Here is a 22,740-nt window from a genome sequence, read left to right as displayed (position 1 = left end):
GTTTGCACCTCTTACTTATTTAGCTCTTGTAAGAACCTCTCTTCATTCCAAACCTCAACATTATGCTTCTCCGCTTGTGCTAATTTCGAACCCGCTGCTTCACCTGCAACAACTAAATCCGTACTTTTACTAACACTTCCTGTTACTTTCCCACCTAATGCCTCAATCTTCTTCTTCGCTTCACTACGTCCCATAACTTCTAATTTACCCGTTAAAACGACAGTTTTTCCTGCGAAGTACGACTCAACATTTTGCAAATCAGCAATTTTTATACCTTTGTATGCCATATTCACGCCATACTCTTTAAATTGTTGTAATAACTCTAATACGTCTTCATTATCAAAATACGTCACGACGGATTGAGCCATTTTTTCACCAATCTCATTAATTGCTTTTAGTTCTTCTTCCGTTGCTGTCACAAGCGCATCCATCGTTTCGAAATGCTCTGCAAATGTACGTGCTGCTTTCGCTCCAACGTGGCGAATACCAAGACCAAATAATAATCGCTCTAATGAGTTTTCTTTAGAATTCTCAATTGCTTGTACTAAATTCATTGCTGATTTTTCACCGAATCGTTCTAACTGTAATAATTGCTCTTTCGTCAACGAATATAAATCAGCAAATGTACGAATATAATCCGCATCAAAGAGTTGTGTAATGACACGTTCTCCAAGTCCATCAATATTCATTGCATTTCTTGAAACGAAATGGATTAACCCTTCACGAATTTGAGCCGGACAAGTTGGATTTATACAACGAAGTGCTACCTCTTCTTCTAAACGAACTAGTTCACTCTCACATGCTGGGCAATGCGTTGGCATATGATATTCTTCTTCCTCACCAGTACGCTTATCAAAAATAACGTTCACAACTTCAGGAATAATATCTCCAGCCTTCTTCACAACAACGTAGTCACCAATTCGAATGTCTTTTTCACGGATTAAATCTTCGTTATGTAAAGAAGCACGACGAACGATAGTACCAGCCACTCGCACTGGCTCTAGCTCTGCAGTCGGTGTTACAACCCCTGTGCGACCAACACTTAATTCAATGCCGGTTAATCTTGTTACAACTTCTTCAGCCGGAAATTTATAAGCAATTGCCCATCTTGGACTCTTTGCTGTAGTTCCTAAACTTTCTTGAAGAGAAACATCATCTACTTTTATAACGATTCCATCAATCTCATAATCAAGATGCGGACGTTTTTCTTGCCATTCTTCTACATAAGCGATAACTTCTTCAATTGTTTCACATGTGCGTCGATTTGGATTTGTTTTGAATCCAAGTTCACCTAAGAAATCAAGCGATTCACTATGTGATGGAATTGTTTTTTCTTCTACATTCGCAAGACCGTACACAAACATAGATAAGTTACGCTTCGCTGCAATTTTTGGATCCAATTGGCGTATTGAACCTGCTGCCGCATTACGCGGATTCGCAAATACATCTTCACCATTTTGTTCTTTCTCTTCATTTAACTTAACGAATGAACGCTTCGGCATATAAGCTTCGCCTCGTGCTTCTAATGTTACTTCTTCATTTAAACGGAGCGGGATCGCTTTAATCGTTTTTAAATTTTGGGTAATATCTTCACCTGTTATACCATCACCACGTGTTGCTCCTTGAATGAAGCGTCCTTTTTCATAATGAAGTGAAACAGCAAGTCCGTCAATTTTTAATTCGCATATATATCTTACATTCGCATCATCAATTCCTTGGCGTACTCGCCTGTCGAAATCACGTAAATCTCCTTCGTTAAATGCATTTCCTAAACTTAACATCGGTGATTTATGTGTTACTTTTTCAAATATATCAAGAACAGTTCCCCCAACGCGAATGGAGGGAGAGTCCTCACTCATAAACTCTGGATTCTCTGCTTCTAATTTTATAAGCTCCTGCATATTACGGTCATACTCCGCATCAGAAACAGAAGGATTGTCTAATACGTGATACTGATAGTTAAATGTATTTAACAAATCACGCAGTTCTTCTATACGTTGTTTTGCTATCTCTTTTGACATATCCTCATTCCTTTCCTATTGTTTCGTCACAGGTGCAAATTTTGCTAACAAACGTTTAACACCAATTGGGCTTGGGAACGCAATATCTAATTCTTTTGCATCACCTTCACCTTTTACACTGACAACTGTACCGACTCCCCATTTTTGGTGGGAAGCTTTATCTCCTACTGCCCAGCCGATTTGCTCGCCACCTGTCGTCTTAGCTGCAGGACTCGCGAAAGCTGAACGAGGGCGTGTTGTAGTTGTCATTGTCGTTCTGCTGCTACTAGCCGTTCTGCCTTTTGCACCAAACGAAGTTTCACGCTTCGGCGCTGTTTCATTTAACGATTCTACTAGCTCTGCCGGGATTTCTGTAATAAATCGAGAGGCAGCGTTCATACTTGTTCGACCAAATAAAGTACGCATTTGTGCATTGGATAAATATAATTCTTCTTCTGCACGCGTAATACCTACATAAGCAAGGCGACGCTCTTCTTGCATTTCATCTTCTTCCATTAGAGAACGAGTATGCGGGAATATTCCTTCCTCTAACCCAACAATAAAGACAACTGGGAACTCTAACCCTTTCGCTGAGTGCATCGTCATTAAAATAACTTCCTCACCAGCAGTTGGATCTTCATCGACACGATCAATATCAGCAACAAGCGCTAAGTCTGTTAAGAATGCAACGAGGCTCTTATCTTCGCTTTGAGATTCAAATGTTTGCGTAACAGATAAAAACTCATCTAAGTTCTCTAAACGACCTTCCGCTTCTAAAGTACGCTCGTTTTTCAACATATCACGATAGCCTGTTTTTTCAATAACTTCTTCTACCAATTCTGTAACAGATAAATACTCTTGCATATTTACCCAGTTGTGTAATAAACCTGCGAATTCTTTTACTGCCTTTGTAATTTTTGCACTTACTCCAACATGCTCAATCTCATCGAATACAGCTGTTAATGAAATTCCATTTTGTACGCCGTAATTAATAATTTTATCAATAGAAGTCGCACCAATTCCGCGCTTTGGCATGTTTATAATACGTGCGAAACTAATCTCATCATCTGGATTCCCAATTAAACGTAAATACGCCAAAATGTCCTTAATCTCTTTACGATCGTAGAACTTCGTACCGCCGACAATTTTGTAAGGAATATTAGATTTCAGGAAAATCTCCTCGACCATACGAGACTGCGCATTTGTACGATATAATACTGCAAAATCAGTATATTTTCGTTTCCCCATTTGAATATCGTCACGAATTTTTTTGGCAACAAAGTATGCTTCGTCTTTTTCCGTTGCAGCACGATAATACGAGATTTTGCTTCCGACTTGATTATCTGTCCATAATTTCTTCGGTTTGCGATTCGTATTTTTTTCAATAACAGCATTCGCTGCATTTAAAATATTTTGTGACGAACGATAGTTTTGTTCTAACAGAATAACTTGCGCATTCTCATAGTCTTTTTCAAATGACAAAATGTTAGAAATGTCAGCCCCGCGCCAGCGGTAAATAGACTGATCTGAGTCACCTACGACGCATAAATTTTTAAAACGTGCTGCTAAATGTTTCACAAGAAGGTACTGCGCTTTGTTCGTATCTTGATACTCATCCACGTGAATATATTGGAACTTGCGCTGATAAAACTCTAGTACTTCTGGAACACGTTCAAATAAATGAATCGTTGTCATAATTAAATCATCAAAGTCTAATGAGTTATTTTTCAGAAGACGTTTTTGATATTCTGTATATACATCGCTCGTTAATTTTTCATATGGATCAGCTATTGTAATTTTCTTTGCATATTTATCTGCAGATAATAATTCATTTTTCGCATTACTAATACCCGCTAAAATAGAGCGTGGCTCAAATTTCTTCGGATCAATATTACGTTCTTTCATGATTTTCTTCACAACCGTTAACTGATCGCCTGAATCTAAGATTGTAAAGTTACGATTAATACCAATACGATCGATATCACGTCGTAAAATACGTACACACATAGAGTGGAACGTAGAAATCCAAATATCTTCTGCTTCTGGTCCGACAAGTGTATCAATACGCTCACGCATTTCACGAGCAGCTTTATTTGTAAAGGTAATAGCTAGTACATTCCATGGTGCTACACCTTTTTCACCAAGTAAATACGCAATACGATGTGTTAACACACGTGTTTTACCACTACCTGCACCTGCCATTAATAGAAGTGGTCCGTTCGTTGTTTGTACTGCTTTTTGTTGCTGCGGATTTAAACCATTCAATAATCTGTCTGTCTTACTCATATATGCCTGCACCTACTCTCCTTTTACTGCTTTAACTGTTTTTAACGCGGATTTTATATCATCATAAATAATATTTCCAACAACTACTGTATCAGCATACCGCGCCATTTCTTTCGCTTGTTCTGCATTAGAAATACCGCCTCCGTAATACAACTTAGCTTGTTTTAATTCTGCTTTTACATTTTTAACAAGTTCAACATCTCCATACGTACCGCTATATTCTAAATAAAATATCGGTAAACGTAATAGCTTGTCTGCTAAACGCGCGTATGCAATCACATCATCTTCTGTTACATCACATTTCGCATCTGTAAGCTGGGCTACTTTCGCTTCAGGATTTAAAACACAATACCCTTCCATGAAAATTTCGTCCCAATCCATAATATCCCCAAATTCTTTCAAAGCCTCATGATGAACGCCTGTTACCCATTCCACTTTTCGGCTATTTAAAACGCTTGGGATGTAATAAAAATCAAATCCTGGTGTAATTGCTTCTACATCAGAAACCTCTAACACACAAGGAACTGCATATCTACGAATGCTAACTAGCATGTGCAGTACATTATCAATTGTCACTCCATCACTTCCGCCCACAATAACAGCATCTGTTCCAGACTCACAAATCATTTCTAAATGTTCATCACTTAACTCCTTATTTGGATCAAGCTTAAATACATGTTTCCACCCGGAAATATCGTACATGAAAACACCCCTTCTTTTCTCTATTTATATATATTTCTGTTCAAAATAATAGTTTATTTTCATTAGGATTTTTTAACTTCATCTTAAATATTTGTTTAAAACGGAGAATTAAGTTTGGAATTCCCTCTTCCATATTTTTTCAAACTAGAGGATTTAATTTTGAACTTCCTTTTATGCATTCTTTCATTATAACAAAAAAAGCTACTTACACACACGCACATTCCAACATCTTTTTCAACGTCAAATGTTGGATTACATATCCCAAAAATCACACGGGATACTAATAAGAGAAATAGTATTATCTATTTCAACTTTAATAAAAAGGAGTGTTTTTCTAATGAAGCAAAACATCGGTACAATAAATGCCCTAATTCGAATTACACTCGGACTTATCCTCTTCGGCTGTAGTAGCGCTAAACTTGTACGCAAGCCGTGGTGCACTTGGTCTAACGTCTTGCTATGGATTGGTGCAATGAAAATTGCAGAGGGAATTGTTCGTTTCTGCCCTGTTGTTGAAATGTGGAAATTCGGAAAATACATGAATATGGGGGCATTTAAAATGCCTAGCATGAATTTTACTGAAAAGGGACATGCTAAAGAAGAAGTGAATCAAACTTCCAATCACGACAAACCACGGTCAAATGGAAGTTTTGACGCTTCTGACAAAGAGATTGAGTCAGCGATTGAAGATATAATCCTGGCAAAACCGCTTTGAATCATTTGTCACGATGCAAGATGCTCTCAAAGGGACTTAGCTGCTGCAGTGGGCGGTTAAGTCTTCTTTATTTTATCACAAAACAGAACGTACATTCTTATTTTAAACCTTAAAATATACATAAGAGATACCCAATCAATAAAATTCAGAAAATTAGGTGTAAACCCTTGCTTAAAGTGATATAAAAGTGATATCATTTTTATATCAGGAGGCGATCATATGAAAGAAAAACAAGTGTTTTATGTTAATGGTTTTCTTGGGATTATTGGAATTTTGATTTTAGCCGCTATCGGTGTATTTTTCCTTATACAAGAAATTTTCATAGGAGCAGCATTAACTATTATTTTAGCCGCAGTTCTTGCTACAGGTATTGGTATTGTTCAACCAAACCAAGCGAAAGTCATTACATTTTTCGGTAATTACTTAGGAACAATTCGTCAAAATGGTTTATTTTTAACGATTCCGTTCGCATTCCGTCAAACTGTATCGTTACGTGTTGAAAACTTTAATAGTAAGAAATTAAAAGTAAATGATGTTGAAGGAAATCCGATTGAAATTGCAGCCGTTATCGTATATAAAGTTGTTGATTCTGCAAAAGCAATGTTCGGTGTTGAACATTACGATCGATTTGTAGAAATTCAAAGTGAAACAGCAATCCGCCACGTCGCAACAAAATATCCTTATGACAATTTCCAAGATGAAACTTGCATCACGTTACGCGGAAATACGGAAGAAATCTCTGAAGAATTAAAACGTGAGTTAGAAGCACGCCTTGAAATCGCTGGCGTAGAAGTATTAGAAACTCGTTTAACACATTTAGCTTACGCAACAGAAATTGCCCATGCAATGCTCCAACGTCAACAAGCAAAAGCAGTATTAGCTGCTAGAAAAGAGATTGTTGAAGGTGCTGTGAAGATGGCAAAAGATTCAATCCATATGTTAGATGAGGAAGGCGTACTAGAACTCGATGACGAGCGTAAAGCAAATATGGTAAACAATTTATTAGTTGCCATCGTCTCAGATAAAGGTGCGCAACCAGTTATTAATACAGGAAGCCTATACTAAAAGGTTGTAAATCATTATGGCTAAAAAGAAAAGCTTTCCATTACGTATTGATCCTGAATTACACGCTGTCATCGAAAAATGGGCGAATGATGAGTTTCGTAGCGTCAATGCACACATCGAATATTTGCTTCGAGAAATGGCAAAGCAAAAAGGAAAATTAAAAAAAGATAAAGATGCATAAAAAATCCCGCTGAGAAATCAGCGGGATTTTTTAATACAATGATGATGTTTTCTTTGTAATTATATTGCAAAATACAAATATAACATTATTAATAGAGGTGGTTCGCTTTGCCTATAAAACATTACTATAAAAAAACGAGTTTATTCTTCATTGCACTACTCTCATTCAATCTTGTCGCTTGCTCAAATAAACGACCAACGATTGATACATCCAATAAAGAATATAGTTTTGAAACCGCCGAAAAATATGGTGATGTCATTCAAAAGAATGACACAGTTTACAATATCGAAAAATTAGATACCTTCATTAAAAAATATAATTCAAATAAGAGTCACTCTGTTCGAATCACTCGATTTAATGAAAAAGATGAGCCTCTCATCATAGATTTAACAGTAAAAAAAGGAAAAGAAACAACATCTTTGTATTATGATGTTGATTACTCAAAAATAAGCGACCGAAATACAGAAAACCAAAAAAATCAATATTCCAATAGCAGTTGCCAAAAAATTTCAAAGAAAGTTTCATTAACAGCAATAACTTATCAATTACAATGCCCTGACATTATCGATCTTGTAAAAGTTCCTAAATAAAATAACATGAAAAGCGGAGAATGAACTACATCATTCTCCGCTTTTCTTATTACTAGCTTCTTGTCAACTCATGCCCAATTGCACGATATCCTATATCACTTCGGTAAAATAGACCATCGCTCTCAATTTTGCCGATTTCTTTATACACCTTATCTTTCGCTTCTTGTAAAGTATTTGCCTTACAAGCAACAAATAGTACACGGCCACCGTTTGTTACAAAGTCACCATGCTTCATCGCTGTGCCTGAATGGAAAACAATTACATCTCGCAATGCGTCTAATCCGTTAATAATTTCACCTTTTTTATATGCTTCTGGATATCCTTTCGAAGCAAGTACAACACCAATTACCGCTTCCTCTGACCATTGTAACGTTAACTCACTTTCATCTAATACAGCGTTACATACATCAACTAAATCATTTTCTAAGCGAGGTAATACTACTTCTGTTTCAGGATCGCCAAAGCGGGCATTAAATTCAATCACCTTTGGGCCATCATTTGTTAAAATAAGTCCCGCATATAAAATTCCTGTAAATGAACGGTTTTCTGCAATCATCGCTTTAGCAGTTGGATGTAATACCGTTTTTATCGCCTCTTGAACTGCTGATTCTGAAATTTGTTGTACTGGAGAGTACGCGCCCATTCCGCCTGTATTTGGACCTTTATCACCATCAAAAGCACGTTTATGATCTTGCGCAATTACCATCGGATGCACAGTTGTCCCATTCACAAATGCCATTAATGAAAATTCTTGTCCATCTAAAAACTCTTCAATAACAACCTTCTTACTTGCTTCGCCGAACTTTACATCTTGTAACATTTCCTTCGCAGCTTGTAGTGCCTCTTCAAGTGTCATTGCTACTGTTACACCTTTACCAGCAGCTAATCCATCTGCCTTAATAACAATCGGTGCACCAATTTTTTGAATGTACTGTACTGCTTCTTCATAATCTGTAAAAGTTTCATATGCCGCAGTTGGAATATCATACTTTTTCATCAATTCTTTCGTAAAAGCCTTACTACCTTCAATAACAGCAGCCGCCTTATTTGGACCAAATACACGAAGTCCCTCTTCTTTAAAACGATCAACAATTCCATTCATAAGTGGAATTTCTGGTCCAACAAAAGTTAACTCAACCTTATTCTCTTTAGCAAATAGAACTAATGCATCAAAATCATTTTCATCAATATCAACTGGTGTTGCAACATCGCGCATACCTTCATTACCCGGTGCTACATATACCTTTTCCACCTTTTCAGATTGCGCAAACTTCCAAGCTAAAGCATGCTCACGCCCACCGCGTCCGATTACTAAAACATTCATATTTCATCCCCCAATACTTAAATAAGTACAAACTAGAAGCTATGCTCCTAGTTTGTTTTTTCTACAATTACTCTATTAGTGTTTGAAATGACGTACGCCAGTGAACACCATAGCAATCCCATACTTATCTGCCACTTTGATAGAATCTTCGTCACGGATTGATCCGCCTGGTTGAATGATTGCTGTAATTCCTGCTTTTGCTGCTTCTTCTACTGTATCTGGCATTGGGAAGAAAGCATCAGATGCAAGTGCGCTACCTTGTGCCTTTTCGCCAGCTTGTGTAATTGCGATTTTCGCTGAACCCACGCGGTTCATCTGTCCCGCGCCTACACCAACTGTCATGTTATCATTCGCTAAAACAATTGCATTTGATTTCACATGTTTTACAACTTTCCAAGCTAGTTTTAAATCTTTCCACTCTTGCTCTGACGGTTCACGTTTTGTCGGAATTGAAATTGTACTTTCATCTAATGATAACGTATCTTCCTCTTGAACGAGAAGACCACCTTGTACAGAAGTTAATTTTTTACTTGCACTTGTCGATTTTTCAATATCTACAGTTAGTAAGCGTAAGTTCTTCTTGCTTTGCAATACGTCTAAAGCTTCTTGTGAGAATGAAGGAGCAATAACAATTTCTAAGAAAATTTCATGTAACTTTTCAGCTGTAGCTTTGTCAATTTCACGATTTGCTGCAATAATACCACCAAAAATGGATACTGGATCTGCTTCATAAGCGCGTGTGTATGCTTCATGAATATCAGTTCCTACTCCAACACCACATGGATTCATATGTTTTACCGCTACTACTGCTGGTTCTGTAAATTCTTTCACGATACTAAGCGCTGCATCTGCATCGTTAATATTGTTATAAGATAATTCTTTACCGTGTAATTGTTCTGCGTATGCAACAGAAGAAGTTACAGCGAATGGTGCTTTATAGAATGTTGCTTTTTGATGTGGATTTTCTCCATAACGTAAATCTTGTTTTTTCTCAAATGTCACTGTTAATGTTTCTGGGCTTTCTTCACCCATTTGCTCTGTTAAATAGTTAGAGATTAACGCATCATATGCCGCTGTATGGCGGAATACTTTCGCTGCTAATTTACGTTTCGTTTCTTCTTTTACTTCACCGTTCTCTTTCAGTTCTCTTAATACAACATCGTAATCTACTGGATCTACAATTACCGATACAAATTTATGATTTTTCGCAGCAGAGCGAATCATTGTTGGACCACCGATATCAATATTTTCAATTGCATCAGCAAATGTTACATCAGGCTTAGCGATTGTTTCTTTGAATGGGTATAAGTTAACAACAACATAATCAATTGGCTCCATACCTAACTCATTCATTTGCGCTACATGCGTTTCATTATCGCGAACTGCTAATAGACCACCATGAATATTTGGATGTAATGTTTTTACACGACCATCCATAATTTCCGGGAACCCAGTTACTTCAGAAATACCGATTACTTGTAAGCCGTTTTCTTCTAGTAATTTTTTCGTACCACCTGTTGATATAACTTCGATCCCTTGTTCTAGTAATCCTTTAACAAATTCTACTACTCCTGTTTTATCTGAAACACTTACTAATGCACGCTTTTTCATCTATCCTTCACCCCTGGTTGTATGTTAGTTAACAGTTGGTTCTTTCACAGATTGAACAATTTGATTCACTGTATTTACGTATAATTTATGTTCAACTTGTTGAATCTTCTTTTGTAAGCTTTCTCTCGTATCCCCTTCAGAAACAACTACCGCTTCTTGCGCAATAATTGGCCCTGTATCCATACCTGCATCTACATAATGAATCGTTACTCCAGTTACTTTTACACCTGCTTCTAACGCTTGACCAACAGCATCTTTCCCTGGAAAACTCGGCAGTAGTGATGGATGAATATTAATAATCCTTCCGCCGTAAGCTTCTAGTAAAGTCGGTCCAATTAAACGCATATATCCAGCTAAAATAACATAATCAATTTCATACTCTTCTAGCTTCTTTAATATTTCTTTTTCAAACGCTTCTTTTGACCCATATGCTTTCGCTGAAAAAGCGAAACATGGGATATGATGATAATGTGCTCGTCCAACAGCGCGTGCTTCTGGTTTATCACATACTAATAAACTAATATCGGCGTCTAATCTTTTTTCTTCTACCGCATTGATAAGAGATTGAAAGTTAGAGCCGCTCCCAGAAGCAAAAACTGCTAATCTACTCATAGTGTCGCTCCCCCATTAAAGGTAACGCCAGCCCCTTGTACAGTACGTCCAATAATACTAGCTGTTTCTCCTTGCTCTTCAAGTAGACGAACGATATCTTTTGCCTCTTCTTCCTTCACCGCTACTACCATACCAATACCCATGTTAAAAATATTGAACATTTCTTTCTCTTCTAGTTTTCCAACTTCTTGAAGTAAACTGAAGATCGGTTGAATTTTCCAAGATCCTAATTCAATTTCTGCACCGATTCCTTCTGGTAACATACGTGGAATATTTTCAATGAATCCGCCACCTGTAATATGCGCCATACCGTATACTTCATATTTCTTCAATAGTTCTAAAATAGGTTTGACATAAATTTTCGTTGGTTTTAATAATTCTTCACCAAGAGGTAGTTCTAAGCGCCCGTAAATGCGATCTAAAGATAGTGCTCTATCTTCTAGTAATACTTTTCGTACTAAAGAATAACCGTTACTATGAATACCGCTAGATGCCAAGCCAATTAATACGTGACCCGCTTCAATTTTTTCACCTGTTACAATTTTCTTTTTATCAACAATACCAACTGTAAAACCAGCTAAATCGTATTCTTCCGTAGAATACATCCCTGGCATTTCAGCTGTTTCTCCACCAATTAATGCACAACCAGCTTGGCGACAGCCCTCTGATATACCTTTGACGATGTTTTCAATTTTACTAGGTTCAGCTTTACCACAAGCAATATAATCAAGGAAGAAAAGCGGCTCTGCTCCTTGGACAACAATATCATTTACACACATTGCTACTGCATCAATACCAATTGTGTCATGTTTATCTGCCATAAAAGCGAGCATCAATTTCGTTCCCACGCCATCTGTTCCAGATACTAATACAGGTTCTTCTAATGCAAATTTTGATAGATCAAACATACCTCCAAAACCGCCTAAACCGCCTAGTACTTCTTTTCTCATTGTTGTTTGTACGTGTTTTTTCATGCGAGATACCGCTTCATATCCAGCTTCAATATCTACTCCTGCTTGCTTATATGCATTCGCCATCGTTATCTACACCTCGTCTTTTAATTTCTCCCTATCTAGGGCCGGCCGTTGTAAGAAAGAAGCTAGCTTCTACATCAAAAGAAGTAGAAGCCTTTTTCTTCTTATTTCATACTTTCTAAAAGCTCTTGCTCATAATCATAAAGAGCTGTTGGGTAATCTCCATTGAAGTACGCCATACATAGACCGCCATATTTCCCTTCATATGGACGTCCAATTGCATCTACTAATCCATCTTCACTTAAAAATGTTAATGAGTCTGCACCGATTATTTCACGAATTTCTTCTACTGTATGATTTGCTGCAATTAATTCTTTTCTCGTTTGAATATCAATGCCATAGAAGCATGGATATTTCAGAGGTGGTGACGCAATTCTTACGTGAACTTCTGTCGCTCCAGCCTCACGAAGCATACGAACAATTCGTTTACTCGTTGTTCCTCTTACGATAGAATCGTCAATCATAACAACTCGTTTTCCTTCAACTACACCTCTTACTGCTGAAAGCTTCATCTTAACCCCTTGCTCTCGCAGTTCTTGAGAAGGTTGAATAAACGTACGTCCAACGTAACGATTTTTAATTAATCCTAACTCATATGGAATACCTGTTGCCTCCGCATAACCAATTGCTGCCGAAATACTAGAGTCTGGCACGCCAGTAACAACATCAGCTTCAATAGGAGCTTCTGCCGCCAAACGTTTTCCCATGTTTTTACGTGCTGCATGGACGTTAATACCTGCAATATTAGAATCTGGACGTGCAAAGTAAATGTACTCCATACTACAAATTGCATGATCTACTTCATTTGTAAAACGATCTACGTGAATTCCTTCATCATTGATGATAAGTAGTTCACCTGGTTCTACATCACGAATGTATGTTGCACCTACTACATCGAAAGCACATGTTTCCGATGCTACAACGTAAGCATCCCCCATCTTTCCAATTGAAAGCGGACGGAATCCATTCGGATCTAGCGCAACGATCATTTCATTTCCAGTTAGTAAAAGATATGCAAACGCACCTTTCACTTTATTTAGAGCCTCTTTTACACTCTCAATTAATGAATCTTTCGTACTACGTTTAATAAGATGTAAAAGTACTTCTGTATCTGAACTTGTTTGAAAAATACTTCCCTCTGCTTCTAATTCGCGGCGAAGCATTTTTGCATTAATTAAGTTTCCGTTATGAGCTAATGCCATACTATGATCAGAAAAACGGAATAATAATGGTTGAACGTTAGCAACTTCACTTCCGCCAGCTGTCGCATATCGTACGTGTCCAATTGCTGATTTTCCGTTTAAGCCTTCTAGCTCACCTCTTGAAAATACTTCCGATATTAAACCTAACCCCTTGTGACCGACAATTTTCTCACCATTATTTACGACGATGCCTGCGCCTTCTTGTCCACGGTGCTGCAAACTATGCAATCCGTAATACGAAACTTGTGCTGCATTTTCATGCCCCCAAATTCCAAAAACGCCACATTCTTCATTTAACCCCTTTATTTCAGCAAGCATGGGATTGCCCCTTTCCAAGCCTTTCTCATTTCATCTACATTTGCTGTAAGTAATACTTCATTTTCTTCATTATGAATTGTTACTTCATTTGTATTTGTCACTTCTCCAACTTGAATTGCTTCTACCGCTTTCTCGAACGCTTCCTTATTTTCACGTTTTACAGTTATAACGAAGCGAGATTGTGATTCAGCGAATAATACGGCTGTTGCTTCTCCATCTAATTTCACAGTAGCACCTAAGCCCTTAGCACCAATCGCACTTTCTGAAATCGCAACTGCTAAACCACCTTCTGCAACATCATGAGCAGATTGAACAAGGCCAGCTTGAATCGCTGCTAATACTTGTTTTTGACGCTTTAATTCTACATCTAGATCGATGCTTGGTGATTGACCGAAAATTTTGCCGTGAATCATTTTCTGTAATTCACTTCCACCAAACTCAGCTTTCGTCTCTCCAATTACATAAACTAAATCGCCAGCTTGCTTAAATTCTTGTGTTGTTACATGTTTTAAATCGTGTACAAGTCCAACCATCCCAACTGTCGGTGTTGGATATACAGCTTCACCACTACGTTCGTTATACATTGATACGTTTCCGCCGATAACTGGCGTTTGTAATGTACGACAAGCTTCACTCATACCATCTACTGATTTCTCAATTTGCCAGAAAATCTCTGGTTTTTCTGGATTACCGAAGTTTAAGCAATCTGTAATTGCAAGTGGCTCTCCCCCAGAACATACGATATTACGTGCTGCCTCTGCTACTGCAATTTTACCGCCCACTTCTGGATCTAAATAAATGTAGCGAGAGTTACAATCTGTCGTCATTGCTAATCCTTTTTCCGTACCGCGTACACGTACAACTGCTGCATCTGAACCTGGTGTAACAACTGTGCTTGTGCGAACTTGATAATCATATTGATCATAAACCCACTCTTTACTTGCAATCGTCGGTTGTTGTAATAGAGCGAATAACGTTTCTTTATAATTTTCTACTTTTGGTGTTTCCATTTTCATTGCCTGGAATTCAGCAAAGTATGCTGCTTCTTTTGATGGTTTATGATAAATCGGTGCTTCTTCTGCAAGAGCATCTGCTGGTACTTCAGCTACCTTTTCACCTTTATGGAATAAGCGAAGCATTTTGTCTTCCGTTACTTTCCCCATCGTAACGGCTGCAAGACCATACTTCTCAAATAAATCTACTATCTCTTGCTCTCTACCCTTTTTCACAACAATTAGCATACGTTCTTGTGATTCAGATAGCATCATTTCATATGGTGTCATTCCCGTTTCACGCTGCGGTACATCATCTAAGTACATTTCAATACCCATTCCCGCTTTACTTGCCATTTCTGCAGAAGATGATGTTAAACCAGCTGCACCCATATCTTGAATTCCAACAAGTGCATCCGACTGAATAAGTTCTAAGCAAGCTTCAATCAGAAGTTTCTCCATAAATGGATCTCCTACTTGAACTGCTGGGCGCTTCGCTTCTGAGCTTTCAGATAACTCTTCAGATGCGAATGTTGCACCGTGAATACCGTCACGACCAGTTGCTGCTCCTACGTACATTACTGTATTTCCAGCACCGTGCGCTTGCCCTTTTTTAATATCTTCGTGGTTAATTAAGCCTACGCACATTGCATTTACAAGTGGATTCCCTTCATAACATGGATCAAACTGTACTTCGCCGCCAACAGTCGGAATGCCGATACAGTTACCGTATCCTGCAATCCCTGCTACTACTTCTTCGAATAAATATTTCACACGTGGTGACTGTAATTCACCGAAGCGAAGTGAGTTTAATAGAGCTACTGGGCGTGCTCCCATAGAGAATACGTCGCGGATAATACCACCAACGCCTGTTGCTGCTCCTTGATATGGTTCAATAGCAGATGGGTGGTTGTGACTTTCCATTTTAAATACAACCGCTTGATTATCACCGATATCTACAATTCCAGCACCTTCCCCAGGTCCTTGCAGAACGCGCTCACCTGTTGTTGGGAATTTTCGAAGTACTGGTTTTGAATTTTTATAACTGCAATGTTCAGACCACATAACAGAGAATAATCCTGTTTCTGTATAATTCGGCAGACGGCCTAAAATCTTTTCAACCATGGCAAACTCTTCGTCTGTTAGCCCCATTTCCGCATATATGCGCTCTTCTTTAATTTGTGTTGGATTTGGTTCAAGCATTAACGACATATGTTTCCCTCCACTGTTTTAAGATAGATTGAAAGACTTTTAACCCTTCAGCACCGCCAAGTAATTCGTCTACAGCACGCTCTGGGTGTGGCATCATACCAAGTACATTTCCTTTTTCGTTTACAATACCAGCAATATCTGAAACGCTTCCATTCGGATTTTCTACGTAACGGAATGCGATTTGATTATTCTCTTCTAATCTTTTTAGCGTTTCTTCATCACAATAGTAATTCCCCTCACCATGCGCGATTGGAATATTGATTACTTCATCTTTTTCATATTGTGATGTAAACATCGTTTCATTATTTTCAACTCGCAACTGAACAGTGCGACACATGAATTTTAAGTTTTCGTTTCTCATTAACGCTCCTGGTAGTAATCCTGATTCAACAAGAATCTGGAATCCATTACATACACCTAAAATCGGCTTTCCTTGCTCAGCAGCTTTTTGCACTGCTTTCATTGCATTCGCAAAGCGAGAAATAGCACCGCAGCGTAAGTAGTCACCGTAAGAGAATCCACCTGGCAGTAAAATTGCATCATATTCATCTAAATTCTCTGTATCGTGCCAAACGTAATCTACTTCTTCGCCGAGCTCATCTTTAATTGCATGGAACATATCAACATCACAGTTCGAACCTGGAAATACTATTACTGCAAATTTCACTGTGCGACAACCTCCTCAACTTCATAACGGAAGTCTTCCATTACAACGTTTGCTAATAGTTTTTCACACATTTCTTTTACCTTTGCGTCAAGGTCAGATACCGATTTATCAATTGTTAATTCCATGTATTTTCCGATTCGAACGTCTTGTACTTCTGTAAATGAAAGACTATGAAGTGCTCCTTTTACCGCTGTTCCTTGTGGATCTAATACGCTTTCTCTTAATGTTACATATACCTTAACTTTATACATGTGAAATTCCCCCTAAACGTTTTAAAATCTCTTCATAAGCATCTGTTAAATTTCCAAGATCGCGACGGAATACGTCTTTATCAAACTTTTCATTGCTCGTTTCATCCCATAAACGGCAAGTATCTGGTGAAATTTCATCTGCTAAAATAATTTCTCCCTCTTCCGTTACACCAAACTCTAATTTGAAATCTACTAATCTTACACGACAGCTTGCGAAATGATCAATCAACACTTGATTGATTTGTAGAGCCATTTCTCGTAATACGCTTACTTGCTCTGGCGATGCAACGTTTAATACACGAATATGATCTTCCGTTACAAGCGGATCTCCTAAATCATCATCTTTGAAGTAAAATTCTACGATTGGTTCTGCAAGTACAGTTCCCTCTTCCATTCCTAATCGTTTTGAAAGACTTCCTGCAATTACATTTCTTGTGACAACTTCTAAAGGAATAATACTCACTTTTTTAACAAGTTGCTCTATCTCAGATAACTTCTCAACAAAATGTGTTTTAATTCCTACTTCTTGTAACTTTCTGAACAATAAAGTTGTAATCTCATTGTTCAAACGACCTTTTCCTGTAATCGTCTCTTTTTTCTCCCCATTGAAAGCAGTCGCACTATCTTTATACTCTACCCAAACCATATCTGCTGATTCTGTACGATAAATTCTTTTTGCCTTACCTTCATACAGCAATTCTAGCTTTTGCATTTCGCAAGCCCCCTGTAGTTTGAAAAATGTGAATAATGTTTTTATAAAGAATGGCACAGAATGACTCTATTCTGTGCCATATGAAATTTTACGCTTCGTTTAATCCTAGGCGTTCAAAGATTGTATCAACGTGTTGCATATGATGCTCATAGTTGAAGCATTCATTAATTTCTTCTTGTGTTAACTTGCTCGTAATACGCTCATCAGCTTCTACAAGCTCTTTAAATTGTACTTGTGTTTCCCAAGCTTCCATCGCTTTAGGCTGTACGATATCATAAGCTTCTTCACGTACCATACCTTTATCGATTAATGTAAGCATTACGCGCTGAGAATAAATTAAGCCGTATGTTCTTGTCATATTGCGTTTCATATTCTCTGGGTATACAGTTAAGTTTTTAATGATATTACCAAAACGATTTAACATGTAATTTAACGCGATTGTAGCATCTGGTAAAATTACGCGTTCTGCTGAAGAGTGAGAAATATCACGCTCATGCCATAATGGAACATTTTCATAAGCTGTCATCATATAACCACGGATAACACGAGCTAAACCAGTCATGTTTTCAGATCCGATTGGATTACGCTTATGTGGCATTGCAGAAGAACCTTTTTGACCTTTTGCAAAAGCTTCTTCAACTTCACGTGTTTCACTCTTTTGTAAACCACGGATCTCAACTGCCATCTTTTCGATAGATGTTGCAATTAGTGCAAGTGTTGACATGTAATGAGCATGGCGATCACGTTGCAATGTTTGTGTTGAAATTGGCGCTGCTTCTAAGCCTAAGTTTTCACAAACATACTTTTCTACGAATGGATCGATATTTGCGTATGTACCAACCGCACCAGATAATTTACCAACGCGAACTGTATCAGCAGCTTGCTTGAAACGCTCTACATTACGTTTCATTTCTTCATACCAAAGACCAAGTTTTAAACCAAATGTTGTTGGTTCTGCATGAACACCGTGTGTTCTTCCCATCATGATCGTGTACTTATGCTCTTTCGCTTTGTTAGCTAAAATGCTTACAAAGTTTTCTAAGTCTTTTAATATGATTTCATTCGCTTGTTTTAAGATATAAGATAACGCTGTATCTACTACGTCTGTAGATGTTAAACCGTAATGAACCCATTTACGTTCCTCGCCTAATGTTGGTGTTTCTGATACAGCACGAGTGAATGCAACTACGTCATGACGTGTCTCTTTTTCAATTTCATAAATACGATCAATATCAAATGATGCATGCTCACGAATTTTTTTAACATCTTCTTTTGGAATATCGCCAAGCTCAGCCCATGCTTCACAAGCTAAAATCTCAACTTCTAACCACGCTTTAAATTTGTTCTCTTCCGTCCAAATTGCACCCATTTCTGGGCGTGTATAACGACTAATCATTTTTTTCCCTCCAACAGTTGTTCTTGATGGTCCCAAATATGCAAACTCTTCGCTTTTTCTAGAGCGACTTCAATATTATCATTTAAAATATTAACATGCCCCATTTTTCGCTGCGCTTTTGCTTCTTCTTTTCCATACAAGTGTAAATAGCACCCGGTTAATCTATTCACTTGTCTTAGGACCCCTTCTATATGTTCGCCTAAAATGTTTACCATGACAACTGGTTTTAACAAATTTGTTTCTCCAAGAGGTAAATTACAGATTGCTCGAATATGTTGACCAAATTGACTCGTTTCACATGCATCCTGTGTATAGTGTCCTGAATTGTGAGGTCTTGGCGCTAATTCATTAATGTAAATTTCACCATCAGCTGTAGCAAACATCTCTACCGCTAGTGTTCCCACAAGTTCTAGTTCATCCGCGAGCACTTTTGCATAAGCAATTGCTTTTTGAGAAAGTTCTTCTGTAATGCGTGCTGGAACGATAGATTCATGCAAAATGTTATTTACATGAATATTTTCCGCTACCGGAAATACTTTCGTTTCACCACTTACACTACGAATGACAATAACTGATACTTCTTTTTCAAAAGGCACCCATTTCTCTAAAATACACTCTGCTGCATTTGCAAGCTCTCGCGCCTTATCAACGTCAGCTTCACTTCTTAAAACAACTTGCCCTTTCCCATCATATCCACCTGTCGTTGTTTTTAAGACGGAAGGATATGATAACTCGGCGATTGCTTCAGTAAGCTGCTCTTGCGTTTGAACCAATCTATACGTTGCTACTGGTAATCCCGCTTTTTCAATTGCATTCTTTTCTGTAAAACGATTTTGCGTTTTACTTAACAACTGACTGCCTTGCGGTAAGTAAGCATGTTTTTCTAGCCATTGTAAACATCTATAATCAATATTCTCAAATTCATATGTGACGACATCACTGATCTCTGCTAAATGCTGAATTGCTTTTAAATCATCATATGATGCAACAATTTCAATATCAGCAACTTGCGCACATGGTGAATTTTTTGTAGGATCTAAAACAGCAATTTTATATCCCATCTCCTTAGCTGCCAATGCCATCATTCTTCCTAGCTGGCCGCCTCCAATAATGCCGATTGTTTTTCCAGGTAAAATGATTCTCGTCATACTAGCTCACTACCTTCGCGCACATCTTTTTCAATTGCTTCTCTTCTCAATTCTAATGCATCATGTATATCATCATGGAATGATCCGAGTATTTGTGCAGCAAGTAAACCAGCATTTGTTGAACCAGCCTTACCAATTGCAACAGTTGCAACCGGAACCCCTCCTGGCATTTGGACGATGGATAATAATGAATCTAAGCCGTTTAACGCTTTTGATTGAACTGGAACTCCGATTACAGGAAGATTCGTCTTCGCTGCAACCATTCCTGGTAAATGCGCTGCTCCACCAGCTCCAGCAATAATAACTTTCAATCCACGTTCACGAGCCGTTTCTGCATATTCAAACATATAATCCGGAGTCCGATGAGCTGATACAACTTTTTTCTCATACGGTATATTTAATTCATCTAAAATGTCACAAGCATATTTCATTGTTTCCCAGTCTGACGTGCTTCCCATTATGACTCCAACTAGTGATTTCATATTAGAATCCCCCCGATTCAAATAAAAAAAGCCTGAAATAGAACAGTTTCTCTTTTACTATGAGAGAAAGTGCTCTACTCAGGCATACGTATCCCTTGTGAATAGAAAAATACCGAGTGACTTTCCCTCATAGTCTAACGAATAACGGTCGTTAGGTAGAGACTTGCAGGCCATATCCCCGCGATTATATGAGGTCTTATATATTATTCTTTCTATGGCTATATTAACAATATTTCATAAACAATGTCAATAAATAATCGAATGTTTTTTTATTACTTACCAATAACGTTCGTGTTTTAGTTATATTCAAAAGAATAATTGTAACTATATGCAAGAAGGATAAGAAATTAGAACATATATTTCTAGAGATCTATCGTACATATAATCGTTTATATTCATTTTATAAAGAGAACCATAACAAAAAAACAACTACACTCTTTCACATTTATTCCTTTGTATCGCGGTCATTGCTGTAATGATCGAATACTCCTTTATATCACATCACACTTTTAACGTTTCCTATCATAAGGATTATTTTAGGATCACTCGGAAAACCTGAAAAACAAAAAATCATTGCTATTACTTTGAATCGCCTTATTTTCATTCTTTTTTCTTCTTTAAGGTTATATAAAAATAAACACAAAAAAACCTAAGTCGAATCGACTTAGGTTTTTGCTTGGCGACGTCCTACTCTCACAGGGACAAGGTCCCAACTACCATCGGCGCTAGAGAGCTTAACTTCCGTGTTCGGTATGGGAACGGGTGTGACCTCTCTGCCATCATCACCAAACTATGAAGGCATATTCCTTCAAAACTAGATAACATTGCTACATATTATATGGTTAAGTCCTCGATCTATTAGTATTCGTCAGCTCCACATGTCACCATGCTTCCACCTCGAACCTATCAACCTGATCATCTTTCAGGGATCTTACTAGCTTACGCTATGGGAAATCTCATCTTGAGGGGGGCTTCATGCTTAGATGCTTTCAGCACTTATCCCTTCCGCACATAGCTACCCAGCTATGCCCTTGGCAGAACAACTGGTACACCAGCGGTGCGTCCATCCCGGTCCTCTCGTACTAAGGACAGCTCCTCTCAAATTTCCTACGCCCACGACGGATAGGGACCGAACTGTCTCACGACGTTCTGAACCCAGCTCGCGTACCGCTTTAATGGGCGAACAGCCCAACCCTTGGGACCGACTACAGCCCCAGGATGCGATGAGCCGACATCGAGGTGCCAAACCTCCCCGTCGATGTGGACTCTTGGGGGAGATAAGCCTGTTATCCCCGGGGTAGCTTTTATCCGTTGAGCGATGGCCCTTCCATGCGGAACCACCGGATCACTAAGCCCGACTTTCGTCCCTGCTCGACTTGTAGGTCTCGCAGTCAAGCTCCCTTATGCCTTTGCACTCTACGAATGATTTCCAACCATTCTGAGGGAACCTTTGGGCGCCTCCGTTACACTTTAGGAGGCGACCGCCCCAGTCAAACTGCCCACCTGACACTGTCTCCCGGGTCGATAAGACCCGTAGGTTAGAATTTCAATACAGTCAGGGCGGTATCCCACCAGCGCCTCCACCGAAGCTAGCGCTCCGGTTTCAATGGCTCCCGCCTATCCTGTACAAACTGTACCAAAATTCAATATCAGGCTACAGTAAAGCTCCACGGGGTCTTTCCGTCCTGTCGCGGGTAACCTGCATCTTCACAGGTACTATAATTTCACCGAGTCTCTGGTTGAGACAGTGCCCAAATCGTTACACCTTTCGTGCGGGTCGGAACTTACCCGACAAGGAATTTCGCTACCTTAGGACCGTTATAGTTACGGCCGCCGTTTACTGGGGCTTCAGTTCAGAGCTTCGCTTACGCTAACCCCTCTCCTTAACCTTCCAGCACCGGGCAGGTGTCACCCCCTATACTTCGCCTTACGGCTTCGCAGAGAGCTGTGTTTTTGCTAAACAGTCGCTTGGGCCTATTCACTGCGGCTTTCCGTTAAGAAAGCACCCCTTCTCCCGAAGTTACGGGGTCATTTTGCCGAGTTCCTTAACCAGAGTTCTCTCGCACACCTTAGGATTCTCTCCTCGCCTACCTGTGTCGGTTTGCGGTACAGGCACCTTTTATCTCGCTAGAAGCTTTTCTTGGCAGCGGGGAATCAAAGACTTCGCTCCATAAGGAGCTTCCCCATCACAACTCAGCCTTCACGATAAGCGGATTTGCCTACTTATCAGCCTAATTGCT

19 protein-coding genes, 2 rRNA genes and 1 riboswitch (1 of these 22 only partly in view) are annotated in these 22,740 nt (G+C 38.7%); of the genes, 4 read left to right on the top strand and 17 right to left on the bottom strand.

The annotated features are described in order from the left end of the window. Positions 1 to 11: 11 nt before the first annotated feature. The 3 genes from ligA to ACHZK0_RS01795 are packed head-to-tail and all read right to left on the bottom strand — an operon-like array spanning position 12 to position 4,988. Positions 12 to 2,021 carry an NAD-dependent DNA ligase LigA gene (gene ligA / locus ACHZK0_RS01805; protein ID WP_395761090.1) on the bottom strand — a complete coding sequence of 670 codons (2,010 nt, stop codon included), beginning with the start codon at positions 2,019 to 2,021 and terminating at the stop codon, positions 12 to 14. 15 nt (positions 2,022 to 2,036) lie between these two features. Continuing rightward, positions 2,037 to 4,286 (bottom strand): DNA helicase PcrA, encoded by a 2,250-nt coding sequence (gene pcrA / locus ACHZK0_RS01800; protein ID WP_270342130.1) that lies wholly within the window; start codon positions 4,284 to 4,286, stop codon positions 2,037 to 2,039. A 12-nt stretch (positions 4,287 to 4,298) separates the two neighbouring features. Then, positions 4,299 to 4,988, bottom strand: a complete 690-nt coding sequence (locus ACHZK0_RS01795; protein ID WP_270342131.1) for a heptaprenylglyceryl phosphate synthase — start codon at positions 4,986 to 4,988, stop codon at positions 4,299 to 4,301. A 337-nt stretch (positions 4,989 to 5,325) separates the two neighbouring features. Here ACHZK0_RS01795 and ACHZK0_RS01790 point away from each other — a divergent pair, with 337 nt between their 5' ends. The 4 genes from ACHZK0_RS01790 to ACHZK0_RS01775 all read left to right on the top strand — a co-directional run bounded on the left by ACHZK0_RS01790 (position 5,326) and on the right by ACHZK0_RS01775 (position 7,539). After that, positions 5,326 to 5,703, top strand: a complete 378-nt coding sequence (locus ACHZK0_RS01790) for a DUF2892 domain-containing protein (RefSeq protein WP_000812333.1) — start codon at positions 5,326 to 5,328, stop codon at positions 5,701 to 5,703. A gap of 219 nt (positions 5,704 to 5,922) precedes the next feature. Continuing rightward, positions 5,923 to 6,768: an SPFH domain-containing protein gene (locus ACHZK0_RS01785; protein WP_000660678.1), complete on the top strand. Its 846-nt coding sequence runs from the start codon at positions 5,923 to 5,925 to the stop codon at positions 6,766 to 6,768. 16 nt (positions 6,769 to 6,784) lie between these two features. Further along, complete coding sequence (locus ACHZK0_RS01780; RefSeq protein ID WP_001085171.1) at positions 6,785 to 6,949, top strand: toxin-antitoxin system HicB family antitoxin; 165 nt, start codon at positions 6,785 to 6,787, stop codon at positions 6,947 to 6,949. Between the two features lie 107 nt (positions 6,950 to 7,056). Next, a complete protein-coding gene (locus ACHZK0_RS01775) occupies positions 7,057 to 7,539 on the top strand; it encodes a DUF4362 domain-containing protein (RefSeq protein WP_262741259.1) in 483 nt (160 codons plus the stop codon). A gap of 52 nt (positions 7,540 to 7,591) precedes the next feature. On the opposite strand, the gene purD is transcribed toward ACHZK0_RS01775, so the two are convergent. The 14 genes from purD to ACHZK0_RS01705 form a co-directional block, all read right to left on the bottom strand. Continuing rightward, on the bottom strand, positions 7,592 to 8,863 hold the full coding sequence (gene purD / locus ACHZK0_RS01770) for a phosphoribosylamine--glycine ligase (RefSeq protein WP_395761089.1): 1,272 nt from the start codon (positions 8,861 to 8,863) through the stop codon (positions 7,592 to 7,594). Positions 8,864 to 8,938: 75 nt separating this feature from the next. Then, the gene (gene purH / locus ACHZK0_RS01765) at positions 8,939 to 10,474 is read right to left on the bottom strand and encodes a bifunctional phosphoribosylaminoimidazolecarboxamide formyltransferase/IMP cyclohydrolase (protein WP_270342133.1); all 1,536 of its coding nucleotides are present in this window, start codon (positions 10,472 to 10,474) and stop codon (positions 8,939 to 8,941) included. 24 nt (positions 10,475 to 10,498) lie between these two features. Further along, positions 10,499 to 11,086 (bottom strand): phosphoribosylglycinamide formyltransferase, encoded by a 588-nt coding sequence (purN, locus tag ACHZK0_RS01760; RefSeq protein ID WP_000088565.1) that lies wholly within the window; start codon positions 11,084 to 11,086, stop codon positions 10,499 to 10,501. Further along, positions 11,083 to 12,123, bottom strand: coding sequence for a phosphoribosylformylglycinamidine cyclo-ligase (gene purM / locus ACHZK0_RS01755; RefSeq protein WP_262741256.1), 1,041 nt, complete (start codon positions 12,121 to 12,123; stop codon positions 11,083 to 11,085). The genes purN and purM overlap by 4 nt, the downstream gene beginning before the upstream one ends. Before the next feature lie 101 nt (positions 12,124 to 12,224). After that, complete coding sequence (purF, locus tag ACHZK0_RS01750; RefSeq protein ID WP_000879028.1) at positions 12,225 to 13,640, bottom strand: amidophosphoribosyltransferase; 1,416 nt, start codon at positions 13,638 to 13,640, stop codon at positions 12,225 to 12,227. Beyond that, positions 13,625 to 15,844, bottom strand: a complete 2,220-nt coding sequence (gene purL, locus ACHZK0_RS01745; RefSeq protein ID WP_395761088.1) for a phosphoribosylformylglycinamidine synthase II — start codon at positions 15,842 to 15,844, stop codon at positions 13,625 to 13,627. The genes purF and purL overlap by 16 nt, the downstream gene beginning before the upstream one ends. After that, positions 15,828 to 16,511, bottom strand: coding sequence for a phosphoribosylformylglycinamidine synthase subunit PurQ (gene purQ / locus ACHZK0_RS01740; RefSeq protein ID WP_048375606.1), 684 nt, complete (start codon positions 16,509 to 16,511; stop codon positions 15,828 to 15,830). The genes purL and purQ overlap by 17 nt, the downstream gene beginning before the upstream one ends. Then, positions 16,508 to 16,762 (bottom strand): phosphoribosylformylglycinamidine synthase subunit PurS, encoded by a 255-nt coding sequence (gene purS / locus ACHZK0_RS01735; RefSeq protein ID WP_000278820.1) that lies wholly within the window; start codon positions 16,760 to 16,762, stop codon positions 16,508 to 16,510. The genes purQ and purS overlap by 4 nt, the downstream gene beginning before the upstream one ends. Then, complete coding sequence (gene purC, locus ACHZK0_RS01730; RefSeq protein ID WP_063261859.1) at positions 16,755 to 17,474, bottom strand: phosphoribosylaminoimidazolesuccinocarboxamide synthase; 720 nt, start codon at positions 17,472 to 17,474, stop codon at positions 16,755 to 16,757. Before purC ends, purS begins: the two co-directional genes overlap by 8 nt. A gap of 88 nt (positions 17,475 to 17,562) precedes the next feature. Next, on the bottom strand, positions 17,563 to 18,870 hold the full coding sequence (purB, locus tag ACHZK0_RS01725; RefSeq protein WP_395761087.1) for an adenylosuccinate lyase: 1,308 nt from the start codon (positions 18,868 to 18,870) through the stop codon (positions 17,563 to 17,565). Continuing rightward, complete coding sequence (purK, locus tag ACHZK0_RS01720) at positions 18,867 to 20,018, bottom strand: 5-(carboxyamino)imidazole ribonucleotide synthase (protein WP_061680296.1); 1,152 nt, start codon at positions 20,016 to 20,018, stop codon at positions 18,867 to 18,869. Before purK ends, purB begins: the two co-directional genes overlap by 4 nt. Continuing rightward, the gene (gene purE, locus ACHZK0_RS01715) at positions 20,015 to 20,500 is read right to left on the bottom strand and encodes a 5-(carboxyamino)imidazole ribonucleotide mutase (protein ID WP_000839367.1); all 486 of its coding nucleotides are present in this window, start codon (positions 20,498 to 20,500) and stop codon (positions 20,015 to 20,017) included. The genes purK and purE overlap by 4 nt, the downstream gene beginning before the upstream one ends. Before the next feature lie 110 nt (positions 20,501 to 20,610). Then, a riboswitch (purine riboswitch) is annotated at positions 20,611 to 20,712 on the bottom strand. 462 nt (positions 20,713 to 21,174) lie between these two features. Next, positions 21,175 to 21,290 (bottom strand): 5S ribosomal RNA (gene rrf, locus ACHZK0_RS01710). 48 nt (positions 21,291 to 21,338) lie between these two features. Beyond that, positions 21,339 to 22,740: ribosomal RNA gene (locus ACHZK0_RS01705) — 23S ribosomal RNA — on the bottom strand (it continues 1,520 nt past the right edge of the window).

Source organism: Bacillus sp. 3G2 (genome assembly GCF_044324725.1).
Lineage (GTDB): Bacteria > Bacillota > Bacilli > Bacillales > Bacillaceae_G > Bacillus_A > Bacillus_A mobilis.
The sequence above is the reverse complement of the archived record's forward strand: the minus strand, read 5'-3'. Positions and strand labels throughout refer to the sequence as shown.